Source organism: Actinophytocola xinjiangensis (assembly GCF_001921215.1).
Lineage (GTDB): Bacteria > Actinomycetota > Actinomycetes > Mycobacteriales > Pseudonocardiaceae > Actinophytocola > Actinophytocola xinjiangensis.
Window position 1 is genome coordinate 89,865 of sequence record NZ_MSIF01000029.1, and the last position, 13,059, is coordinate 102,923.

The 13,059-nt window shown below is 72.9% G+C and carries 1 protein-coding gene; it reads right to left on the bottom strand.

The genetic code is table 11. The features are described from left to right. Positions 1–54: 54 nt before the first annotated feature. Positions 55–13,059, bottom strand: a 13,005-nt coding sequence (locus BLA60_RS45125; protein ID WP_425427124.1) for an SDR family NAD(P)-dependent oxidoreductase, incomplete at its 5' end; no start/stop codon positions are given.

The window sequence follows — 13,059 nt, forward strand, 5'->3', positions numbered from 1 at the left end:
CGTTGCCGAGTCTGGTTGCCCGCTCGCGCGGATTTCCCTAGATCAGAGCGGTGCCTACTTTCCGAAGTTGGTGTCCATGAACTCGAACAGGTCGTCGTCGGACGCCTCGTGGAGGCGGTCGGCGACGTCCTCGGACGAGTCGAGCGACGTGGCGGTGCCGGTGTAGCGGCGGGACAGGGCGGTGAGCCGGGCGCCGACGCCGGAGTCCGGTGGAAGCGCGGACAATGCCTCCTCCAGGCCGTCGAGTTGCTGGAGCAGCCGCGTCACAGGGTCGATGTCACTGTCGGGCACCAGCCGCGACCGCAGGAACTCGGCCAGCGCGTCGGCCGTCGGGTAGTCGAAGATGACCGTGGCCGGCAGCCGCAGTCCGACGGCCGACGCCAGCCGGTTGCGCAGCTCGATCGCGGTGACCGAGTCGAACCCCAGCTCCTTGAACGGGGCCTCGCCGGAGGGGTCGCCGTGCCCGAGTACCGCGGCCACGTGGTCGCGGACCAGCTCGGTCAGCAGCCGGTCGCCTTCCAGCTTCGGCAGCACGGCGAGCCGGTCGGTCCACGCGGCGCCGGCGGCGGCCGCCGCGACACCGCGACGCGCGGGGGTCGCCACCAGGTGCCGCAGCAACGCGGGCGCGGACGTCGCGGTCAGGCGGGCGCGGTCGATCCGCATGGTCACCAACGCCGGCTCGGGGCGACCGAGCGCCGCGTCGAACAGCGCCAACGCCTCATTCGGCGCCATGCCCGCCATCCCGTCGCGGGTCATCCGCTCCTCGTCGCCGTTGGCCAGGTGCCGCAGCATGCCGGCGCGTTCGTTCCACAGTCCCCAGGCCAGCGACTGGCCGGGCAGCCCGGCGCCACGCCGATGGGTCGCCAGCGCGTCGAGGTAGGCGTTCGCCGCGGCGTAGTTGCCCCGGCCCGCGCCCCCGAACGTGCCGGCGACCGACGAGAACAGGACGAACGCGGCGAGGTCCAGGTCGCGGGTCAGCTCGTGCAGGTGCCAGGCCGCGTCCGCCTTGGGGCCCATGACGGTGCGCAGGCGCTGCGGCGTCAGGGACTCGATCACGCCGTCGTCGACCACCCCGGCCGTGTGCACCACGCCGGTCAGTGGCACTCGTAGCCGCGCGAGCAGGCCGGCCACCGCTGCCCGGTCGGCCATGTCACAGGCGACCACGTCGACGGTCACGCCGAGCCCGGTCAGCTCGGCCACCAGGTCGGCCGCACCGGGGGCCTCGGGTCCCCGGCGGCTGGTGAGCACCAGGTTCCGGATCCCGTGTTCGGTCACCAGGTGGCGGGCGACCAGAGCGCCGAGCGCCCCGGTGCCGCCGGTCACCAGCACGGTGCCGGCCGGGTCGAGCGTCCGTTCCGGCTCGGGTGCGGGCCCGGCCGGCACGAGTCGGGGTGCGAACACCGCACCGTCGCGGACGGCGATCTGCTCCTGCCCGGCCGCGAGTGCGGCCAGCACACGCTCGACGGGCAGCTCTCCCACCAGGTCGAGGAGCGCGAACTGGTCCGGGTGCTCGATCTGCGCCGAGCGCACCAGCCCCCACACCGGGGCGGCGGCCAGGTCCAGGTCGTCCGAACCGGTCGCGTCCACGGCGCCCCTGGTGACGAGCACCAGCCGGGTCTCCGCGGCGACGAGCCAGTTCCGCACCAGGTCCAGTGCGTGGTCCGCGTCGGACACCGCGGCGAACACGGTGTCCGGGACGCCCCTGGCGACCAGGTCGGCGAGGCTGGTGTCGCGGTAGGTGTCGTCCAGCCGGAAACCGTCGGCGCCGAGCACCCGCCAGGTCCCGGTGGCGGGGGCGCTGGCCGCGGGCAGCCACCGGACCCGGTGCAGGCCGTCGGTGGCGGCGCGGCCGACCACCACCGGCTGGGTCGCCAGCGCGCCGACCACCAGCACCGGTGCGCCCGCCGGGTCGTGCGCGACGACCCGCACCCGCTCGCCGGTCTCGTCCGGGGTGACGCGCACCCGCAGCCGGGTGGCGCCGGTCGCGGCCAGCGACACGTCGGTCCACGAGAACGCCAACCGTGCCTCGTCGCCGGGCCCGGTCAGCAGAACGCTGTGCAGCGCGGCGTCGAACAGCGCCGGGTGGAGGCCGAACCCTTCCGTGGCAAGGCCTTCCGGCAGCTCGATGTCGGCGACGACCTCGTCACCGGCACGCCACGCCGCGCGCAGGCCCTGGAACGCCGGGCCGTAGGCGTAACCTCGGTCGGCGAGTTGTTCGTACCAGCCGGTCAGGTCGACGGGTTCGGCGTCGGTGGGCCACGCGAACTCCGGCACCGGCACGGTGTCGGGCGAGAGCACCCCGACCGCGTGCCGGACCCACGTGCCGTCGCCGCGTGCCTGCCTGGCGTGCACGGCGAACGCGCGTCGCCCGTCCTCGCCTGGTTCCTCGACGACCACCTGGACACTCAGTTCGCCGGTGAGCACCAGCGGCGCCAGGAGCGTCAGCTCCTCGATCGAGGCCGCGCCGACCTCGTCGCCCGCGCGCACCACCAGGTCCGCGAACGCCGCGCCGGGCAGCATCACCTCGTTGGTCACGACGTGGTCGGCGAGCCACGGCTGCGCTCGGGTCGAGAGCCTGCCGGTCATGACGAGCTGTTCACTGCCCGCCACGGGGACCACCGTGTCGAGAACGGCGTGCCCCGCCGTGTGGGGGCCCGCGCCGGGCGAGCCGACCGGCAGCCAGTACGACGTGTGCTCGAACGCGTAGGTGGGCAGCGGGACACCACGTCCTGTCGGGAACACCGTGTGCCAGTCGACCGCGACACCGGCGGTCCACGCCCGGGCGACCGACGCCACGAACCGGTCCAGCCCACCCTCGCCATCACGGAGCGTGTCCAACACCGGGACGTCGACCGTCTCGCTCAGACCCATCGTGAGCACCGGATGCGGACTCACCTCGACGAACACGTCGTGCCCGTCACCGGCGAGCACCTTGACCGTCTCCTCGAACCGCACCGTCTCGCGCAGGTTCCTCACCCAGTACCCGGCGTCCATGGCGGTGCCGTCGACGTGGGCCGCGTACACGGTGGAGTGGAGCGGGATCTCCCCTGTCCTCGGCCGGATCCCGGCCAGGACCTCGGTCAGCTCTTCGGCGATGGTGTCGACGTGCGCGCTGTGCGACGCGTAGTCGACCGCGATCCGCTTCGCGCGGACACCGTCGGCGTGGCACTGGGCCACCAGCTCGTCCAAGGCGTCCGGGTCGCCGGACACGACGACCGACGCCGGGCCGTTGACCGCGGCGACCGACACCCGCCCGTCGAACTTCTCCAGTCGTAGCGCCGCATCGGCGGCGGGCAGGGCGACCGACAGCATCCCACCTCGCCCAGCCAACTCACGACCAATGACCCGCGAACGGATCGCCACAACCCGAGCCGCGTCCTCAACAGACAACACACCAGCAACACACGCCGCCGCGATCTCACCCTGCGAATGCCCCACCACCGCCGCAGGAACAACCCCGTAACCCCGCCACACCGCAGCCAACGACACCATCACCGCCCACAACAACGGCTGCACCACATCCACCCGCTCCAACCCCGGCGGGTCGTACGGGTCCCAGTCCACGAACGACCTCAACGCGGCGGCGCACTCCGCGAAACGCTTGGCGAACACCGGGGACTCCGCGACCAGCCGATCCGCCATCCCCACCCACTGCGAACCCTGACCAGGGAACACGAACACCACTCGGCCAGTGGACGCGGTACCGACCACCACATCCGCCGACTCCCGACCAACGGCCAACGCCGCCAGCCCCGCCTCGTGGTTGCCCACGACGACCGCCCGATGCTCCAACGCGGCCCGCGTAAGAGCCAGCGAGAACCCCACATCACCAGGCGCCTGTTCCGGCAGACTCCCCAGCAACCGCCGCGCCTGCGCGGCCAGCGCGGCGGGGGTCCTCGCGGACAACACCCACGGCGCGGGTCCCGCGTGCTCTGGTTCCGAGTGGTCCGTGTTCCCCGGCGTGGGTTCGGGGCCCTGCTCGAGGATCACGTGCGCGTTCGTGCCGCTGAGCCCGAACGACGACACCGCCGAACGGCGCGGCCGGTCCCGTTCCGGCCAGGCCCGGCCCTCGGTGACCAGGTCGACCGCCCCCGCCGCCCAGTCCACCTTGGTCGACGGACGGCCGACGTGCAGTGACGCGGGCACCACGCCGTGGCTCATGGCCGCCACCATCTTGATCACGCCGCCGACCCCGGCCGCGGCCTGCGCGTGCCCGATGTTCGACTTGAGCGAGCCGAGCAGCAGCGGGGTGTCGCGGTCCTGGCCGTAGGTGGCCAGCAGGGCCTGTGCCTCGATCGGGTCGCCAAGAGTGGTTCCGGTGCCGTGCGCCTCGACCACGTCGACGTCCGTGGTGGACAGCCCGGCCGACGCGAGCGCCGCCATGATCACCCGCTGCTGCGACGGACCGTTGGGCGCGGACAGGCCGTTCGACGCGCCGTCGGAGTTGACCGCCGAACCCCGCACCACCGCCAGCACCGGATGCCCGTTGCGTCGCGCGTCAGACAACCGTTCCAGGGTGAGCATGCCGACGCCCTCGGACCACCCGACACCGTCCGCGTCGTCGGAGAACGGCTTCGAGCGGCCGTCCGGCGCGAGCCCGCGCTGGCGGGAGAACTCGACGAACACCTGTGGCGTCGACATGATCGCGACCCCGCCGGCGAGCGCCAGGTCACACTCCCCCGCCCGCAGGGCCTGCAGAGCCCAGTGCAGGGCGACCAGCGACGACGAGCACGCCGTGTCGACACTGACAGCGGGCCCTTCCAGCCCGAGCACGTAGGCGATCCGGCCGGACGCGACACTGCCCGCCCACGCCGTGCTCAGGTAGCCCTCCAGCTCCCGGGGAACCCGCTCGCGGTTGCCGCTGTAGTCGTTGTACATGACCCCGGCGAAGACACCGGTTCTGCTGCCCCGTAGCGACGTCGGGTCGATGCCGCCGGATTCCAGCGCCTCCCAGGCGGTTTCGAGCAACAGCCGCTGCTGGGGGTCCATCACCAGCGCCTCGCCGGGAGTGATCCCGAAGAACACCGGGTCGAAGTCACCCGGGCCGTCGAGGAAACCTCCCCTGCTGACGTAGGAGGTTCCCGACGCGTCCTCGTCGGCGCCGGCGAACAGGGCGTCGAGGTCCCAGCCTCGGTCGGCGGGGAAGTCGCCGACGGTCTCGCCGCCGGTGGCCACCAGGCGCCACAGGTCCTCCGGGGTTTCGACGCCGCCGGGGTAGCGGCAGCTCATCCCGACGATCACCACGGGGTCGTCGTCGGGCGAGGGCGCGACCCGGTCGGTGACCGTCACGCGCGTGGTCCTGCCGCCCAGCTCGCCGTCGAGGAACCGGGCGAGCGCGGCCGGGGTCGGGTAGTCGAAGACCAGCGTGGCGGGCAGCCGCACGCCGACGGCCGTGGCGAGCCGGTTGCGCAGTTCGATCGCGGTGAGCGAGTCGAAACCCAGTTCCCTGAAAGGAGTCGTGCCGTTCGGGGAGCCGTGGCCGAGCACGACCGTGACGTGGTCGCCGACCAGGCCGGTGAGCAGTCGTTCCCGTTCCGCCTCAGGCAGTCCGGCGAGCCGGTCGCGCCAGGTGGATCCGCCGTCCGAGGCGGTGCGCCGCGCCGGTCCGCGCACCAGGTGGCGCAGCAGCGCGGGAGCGTGGGCGAGCCTGGCGCGGTCGACCCGGACGGGCACGAGCACCGGCTCGGTACGGGCGATGGCGGCATCGAACAACGCCAGCCCCTCGGCCGCGGACAGCCCGACGATCCCGTCGCGACCGAGGCGGTGCACGTCACCGTCGTCGAGGTGTTCGGTCATTCCGCTGCGGTCGGCCCAGAAGCCCCAGGCGAGCGACAGTCCCGCCAGTCCGGACGCGCGGCGGTACGTGGCCAGCGCGTCGAGGTAGGCGTTGGCGGCGGCGTAGTTCGCCTGACCCGCGGAGCCGAAGGTGCCGGCCACCGACGAGAACAGCACGAACGCGGCCAGATCCATGCCCTCGGTCAGCTCGTGCAGGTGCCTGGCGGCGTCGGCCTTCGGCGCCATCACCGTGGCGAGGCGGTCGGGGGTCAGCGAGGTGACCACGCCGTCGTCGAGCACCCCGGCGGCGTGCACGACCGCGGTGAGCGGCGCCGGCAGCCGGGACAGCAGCGCGGCGACCGCCTCCCGGTCGGCCACGTCGCAGGCGACCACGTCGGTCCGCGCGCCCAGTTCACCCAACTCGGCGACCAACCCGGCCGCGCCGGGGGCCGCGAGGCCTTTCCTGCTGGTGAGCACGAGGTGCCGCACACCGTGCGTGGTCACCAGGTGCCTGGCCAGCAGCGCGCCGAGTGTCCCGGTGCCGCCGGTGATCAGCACGGTGCCGTCCGGGTCGAGGACCGGCTGTCCGGCGGGTTCCGGTCCCACCCTGGTGAGCCGGGCCGCGAGGACCCGGCCGTCGCGGATGGCGAGCTGGGTCTCGCCGGCGGCGAGCGCGGCGCGCACGTCCTCGGAGGGCAGGTCGCCGGCGATGTCGATGTCGCCGTCGATGTCGAGCAGTGCCAGCCGGTCCGGGTGTTCGAGCTGTGCGGACCGGACGAGGCCCCAGACAGGCGCGGCGGTCAGGTCGACCGGGTCGGTTCCGGTGGCGTCGACCGCCCCGCGGGTCACCACGACGAGCCGGGAGTCCCCGGTCGCGAGCCAGTCCCGCACCACCGTCAGCGCCGTGTGCACATCGGACACGTCGGTGAAGCGCGTGTCGTCGTCCGTGACGGCGGCGCTCAGCGCGGGCGACCACGTCACCCGGTACAGGTGATCGGAGCCGGTGGGCCGCTCGGTCACGGCCGCGGTCACCAGCTTCTCGACGGCCAGCACGGGTTGCCCGGCCGGATCGTGCGCGACGAGGCCGAACCCGTCGCCTCGTGGCGTGACGCGAACCCGCAGCCGGGTCGCGCCGGACGCGGCCAGCGACACGCCGGTCCACGCGAACGGCAGTCGCAGGTCGTCCTCGGGGTCGGCCAGCAGCTGTGCCGCGTGCAGCGCGGCGTCCAGCAGTGCCGGGTGCAGGCCATACCCGTCGGCGTCGCAGTCGTCGGGCAGCGCCACCTCGGCCAGCACGTCCTCGCCGGCCCGCCACGCGGACCGCAGACCCTGGAACGCCGGGCCGTAGGCGAAACCGTGGGCCGCGCGTCCGGCGTACCAGTCGGTCAGGTCGACGGGTTCGGCGTCCGATGGCCACTCCAGGGCGGGCAGTGCCGGCACACCGGGGGCGAGCACGCCCTCGGCGTGCCGGGTCCGGTCGCCGTCGGTGTCCGCGTGCACGGCGAACGTCCGCCGCCCGGTCTCGTCCGGCGGGTCGACCACCACCTGCACGGGCACGTCGCCGTTGAGCGTGAGCGGCGCCAGCAAGGTCAGTTCCTCGACGGTCCCGGCGCCGACCTCGTCGCCCGCACGCACCACCAGGTCGACGAACGCCGCCGCGGGCAACAGCGTCGCGCCAGCGACGACGTGGTCGGCCAGCCATGGCTGGGCGCGAGTCGAGAGCCGTCCGGTGAGTACCGTCTGCTCGCCGCCGCCGACCCGCAGTGCCGCGCCCAGCAGCGGATGTCCCGCGGCGGACAGTCCCGCGCCGCCGACGTCTCCGGTTCGGGTGCCGGCGGGCAGCCAGTAGCGCTGGCGTTGGAACGGATAGGTGGGTAGCTCGACGCGGCGCCCGGTCGGGAACACGGTGTGCCAGTCGACCGCGACACCGGCGGTCCACGCCCGAGTGACCGACGCCAGGAACTGGTCCAGCCCGCCTTCGTCGTGGCGGAGCGTGCCGAGCACCGGGACGTCGACCGTCTCGCTCAGACCCATCGTGAGCACCGGATGCGGACTCACCTCGACGAACACGTCGTGGCCGTCACCGGCGAGCACCTTGACCGTCTCCTCGAACCGCACCGTCTCGCGCAGGTTCGTCACCCAGTACCCGGCGTCCATGCGGGCCGGATTGATCCGTTCGGCCTGGACGGTGGAGTAGAGCGGGATCTCTCCTGGCCTCGGGCGGAGGTCGGCCAGTTCGGCCACGAGTTCGGCTCGGATGGTGTCGACGTGCGCGCTGTGCGAGGCGTAGTCGACCGCGACCTGCTTCGCGCGAACGCCTCTGGCCTCGCACTCGGCCCGCAGTTCGGCCAACGCGTCGGGGTCGCCGGACACGACCGCCGAGCCGGGGCCGTTGACCGCCGCCAACCAGAGCCTGCCGACGTAGGTTCCCAGGCGCGCGGTGACCTCACTGGCGGGCAGGGCGACCGACAGCATCCCACCTCGCCCAGCCAACTCACGACCAATGACCCGCGAACGCACAGCCACAACCCGAGCCGCGTCCTCAACAGACAACACACCAGCGACACACGCCGCCGCGATCTCACCCTGCGAATGACCCACCACCGCCGCAGGAACAACCCCATAGTGCCGCCACACCTCCGCCAACGACACCATCACCGCCCACAACAACGGCTGCACCACATCCACCCGCTCCAAACCCGGCGGGTCGTACGGGTCCCAATCCACGAAGGACCTCAACGCGGCGGCGCACTCCGCGAAACGCTTGGCGAACACCGGGGACTCCACCAACAACCGATCCGCCATCCCCACCCACTGCGAACCCTGACCAGGGAAAACGAACACCACTCGGCCAGTGGACGCGGTACCGACCACCACATCCGCCGACTCCCGACCGGCGGCCAACGCCGCCAGCCCCGCCTCGTGGTTGCCCACCACGACCGCCCGATGCTCCAACGCAGCCCGCGTGAGAGCCAAGGAGAACCCGACATCACCAGGCGCCTCCCCCGGCAGATACGCCAGCAACCGCTCCGCCTGCGCGGCCAGCGCGGCGGGGGTCCTCGCGGACAACACCAGTGGGCCGGCGGGCGCGTCGGGACGCTCCGGCACGGCCGGCTCCGGCGCGGCTTCCAGGATCACATGCGCGTTCGTGCCACTGATCCCGAAGGACGACACCGCCGCCCGCCTCGGTCGGTCGGCCGACCATTCCCGGTTCTCCGTGACCAGCTCGACCGAACCCGCCGACCAGTCCACATGCGACGACGGCCTCTCCGCGTACAGCGTCGCCGGCACGATCCCGTGCCGCATGGCCAGCACCATCTTGATCACACCGCCGACCCCGGCAGCGGCCTGGGTGTGACCGACGTTGGACTTCAACGATCCGAGCAGCAGCGGCGTGTCCCGGCCGTGGCCGTAGGTGGCGAGCAGGGCCTGCGCCTCGATCGGGTCACCGAGCGACGTGCCCGTGCCGTGTGCCTCGACCACGTCGACGTCGGCGGTGGACAGACCGGCCGACGCGAGCGCGGCGCGGATGACCCGCTGCTGCGACGGCCCGTTCGGCGCGGTCAGCCCGTTGGAGGCGCCGTCGGAGTTGACCGCGCTACCCCGCACCACCGCCAGGATCGGCAGCCCGTCACGGATGGCGTCGGACCGCCTGGCCAGTGCCAGCATGCCGACGCCCTCGGACCAGGCGACCCCGTCGGCGGTGTCGGAGAACGCCTTGCAGCGACCGTCCGGGGACAGCCCGCCCGCGCGGGAGAACTCGACGAACGCGGTCGGGGTGGCCATCACGGTCACACCGCCCGCCAGAGCGAGATCGCAGTCACCGGACCGCAGTGCCTGCATCGCCCAGTGCAGCGCCACCAGCGACGACGAGCACGCCGTGTCGACGGTGACCGCGGGCCCCTCCAAGCCGAGGACGTAGGCGATCCGACCGGAGACCACGCTGCCCGCCGAGCCGGTGCTCAGGTACCCGGCGAGCTCGTCGGGAACCCGCGCGTCGCGGGTGGCGTAGTCGTGGTGCATGACCCCGGCGAAGACACCTGTTCTGGTGCCACGTAACGACGTCGGGTCGACGCCGGCACGTTCGAGTGCCTCCCACGACGTCTCGAGCAGCAGCCGTTGCTGCGGGTCCATCACCAGCGCCTCACCCGGTGAGATCCCGAAGAACACCGGGTCGAAGTCTCCTGCCCCGTCGAGGAAACCGCCCCGCCCGACGGTGGACTCGTCCGCGGACAGCGCGTCGAGGTCCCAGCCCCGGTCGGTGGGGAACCCCGAGGTCCCGTCGGTGCCCGAGAACACCAGCCGCCACAGGTCCTCCGGCGACTCGACACCGCCGGGGTAGCGACAGCTCATGCCGACGATCACGACCGGATCGTCGCCTGGGTCGTGGCGCGTCACCCGGTCCGGCACGGCCACGTCGGTGTCGGCGCCGACCAGTTCGGCCACCAGGAACTTCGCGAGCGCGGCCGGGGTCGGGTGGTCGAAGACGACCGTGGAGGGCAGGCGCAGCCCCAGTTCCGCGGCGAGCCGGTTGCGCAGTTCGATCGCGGTGAGCGAGTCGAACCCGACCTCCTTGAACGGGGTGGCCACACCGGCGGCGGCGTCGACGCCGAGGACGGCGGCCGCGTGCTCACGCACCAGCGCGGTGACGAGAAGTTCTCGTTCACCGGCGGGCGTCGTGGACAACCGGGTCCGCCAGGACGACGTCGGCGCCGCGTCCCGCCGCGCGACCCCACGGATGAGTCCTCTCAGGACAGTGGGCGCGGTCGCCGGTGACAGCCGGGCCCGGTCGATCCTGGCGGGCACCAGCACCGGTTCGGTCCGGCGAAGCGCGGCGTCGAACAACGCCACACCCTCCTCCGAGGCCAGGGCGACCACACCGTCCCTGGCCAGCCGTGCCAGGTCGGTGTCGGCGAGGTTCTCGGTCAGCCCGCTCGCCCTGGCCCACAGGCCCCAGCCCAGCGCGTGCGCCGGCAACCCCTCGGCGTGGCGGTGGTGCGCCAGCGCCTCCAGGTAGGCGTTGGCCGCCGCGTAGTTGCCCTGGCCGGCGGCCCCCAGGGTCGCCGCGACCGACGAGAACAACACGAACGCGGCCAGGTCGATGCCCTCGGTGAGCTCGTGCAGCAGCCACGCCGCGTCCGCCTTCGGCGCCATGACAGCCCGCAGGCGTTGGGGCGTCAGCGATTCGATCACGCCGTCGTCGAGGACCCCGGCCGCGTGCACGACCGCGGTCAACCGGCGGTCGATCCCCGCGAGCAGCGCGGCCAGCGCTGCCCGGTCCGTCACGTCACAGGCCGCGACCGTGACGTTCGCGCCCGCCTCGGTCAGCTCGTCGCGCAGCCTCACGGCACCGGGCGCGGCGAGCCCCCGGCGGCTGGTCAGCACGAGGTGACGGACGCCGTGTTCGGTCACCAGGTGCCGGGCGAGGACCGCGCCGAGACCACCGGTCCCGCCGGTGACGAGCACGGTGCCGTCGGGGTCGAGCGGCCACCCGGCCGGCTCGGCCTGGCCCGCCGGGGTGAGTCGGGGCACGAGGAGACCGTCGCGGACCGCCAGTTGGGTCTCGCCCGCCGCGACGGCCCCTCGGATGGCGTCCGCCACACGTTCGACGGGCAGGCCCGCGGGGAGGTCGGCGAGCGCGAACCGGTCCGGGTGTTCCGTGATGGCCGAGCGCACGAGCCCCCACACGGGAGCGGCGGTCAGGTCGACGGTGTCCGAGCCGGTCGCGTCGACCGCGCCGGTGGTCACCACGACGAGTCGGGCGTTCCCGCTCGCCAGCCAGTTCCGCACCAGTTCCAGTGCGGAGTAGACGTCGGGTGCCCGCGCGAACTCGACGTCCTCGCGGTCACCGGCTCCGGCGGTCACCGGGACCCATCGCACGCGGTGCAGGTGCTCGTGACCACCCGTGCGGCCTGCCGGCACCGGGCGGGTCACCACGGCGTCGACGGACAGTACGGGGGCGCCGGCGGGGTCGTGGGCGACGAGGCGGACGTTCTCGCCGTCGGGGGTGATCCGCACGAGCAGGCGGGTGGCTCCGGTGGCGGCCAGCGACAACCCGGTCCAGGAGAACGGCAGTCGGGTCTCCCGGTCGTGGCCGGGCAACAGGTGCATGGCCTGCGACGCGGCGTCCAGCAGCGCCGGGTGGATGCCGAACCCCGTGTGGTCGAGTCCTTCCGGCAGTGCGACCTCGGTGATCACGTCGGAGCCGAGCCGCCGGGCGGCACGCACGCCCCGGAACGCCGGGCCGTACCCGTGGCCCCGGGTGTCCAGGTCGTCGTACCAGCCGGTGAGGTCGACCGGGTCGCCGGCCGTCGGCCGGTCGAAGCCGGGACGTGCCGGCGGGTTCTGGTCGAGCACACCCTCGGCGTAGCGGTCCCACGCGCCGTCGCGACCGGTGGCGTACACGCCGACCGCGCGGCGGCCGTCGGCGCCGGGCGCGTCGACGACGACCTGCATCGAGACGTCTCCGTCGAGGACCAGCGGGGCGAGCAGCGTCAGCTCCGCCACGGTGCCCGCTCCGACCTCGTCACCGGCGCGCACCACCAGGTCGGCGACGGCCGCGCCGGGCAGCAGGATCTGGCCGGACACCGTGTGGTCGGCCAGCCAGGGGTGGGTGTGGGTGGACACGGTGCCGGTGAGCACCACCTGGTCGCCGCCCGCGACCCGGATGGCCGTACCGAGCAGCGGATGCCCGGTGGCGGCGAGTCCGGTGGTGGCCTTCTGGTCGCCCGACGGCAGCCAGTACCGGTCGCGTTGGAAGGCGTAGGTGGGCAGGTCGACACGGTGCGCGCCGGCGAACAGCGGCGCCCAGTCCACCGCGCGGCCCGTGACATGAAGTCTGGCGAGACCGGTCAGGAACGCCGTCGGCTCGTCCCGGTCCTTGCGCAGCGAGGGAATCCCGTCCACCAACGCCGACAGCGTCCCATCGGGGCCGATCTCCAGGAACGTGTCCGCACCTGTCGCAGCGACATCGTCGGCGAAACGCACGGTGTCCCGAACATGCCGTACCCAGTACTCCAGGTCAGTCACGTCCTTCACCAACGGAATCACCGGCTCGTGGAACGCGATCCCGGCAATCGCCTCCCGGAAGTCATCCAGCATCGGATCCATCAACGGTGAATGGAACGCGTGCGACACCGCAAGACGCTTGTACTCACGGTCACCCACCGCCGCCAGAACCTCAGCCTCAACACCAGCCAACACAATGTTGTCCGGACCATTGACCGCCGCGACCGACACACCATCCGTCAACGTCACGTCCGCCGTACGGACCGCGACCATCAC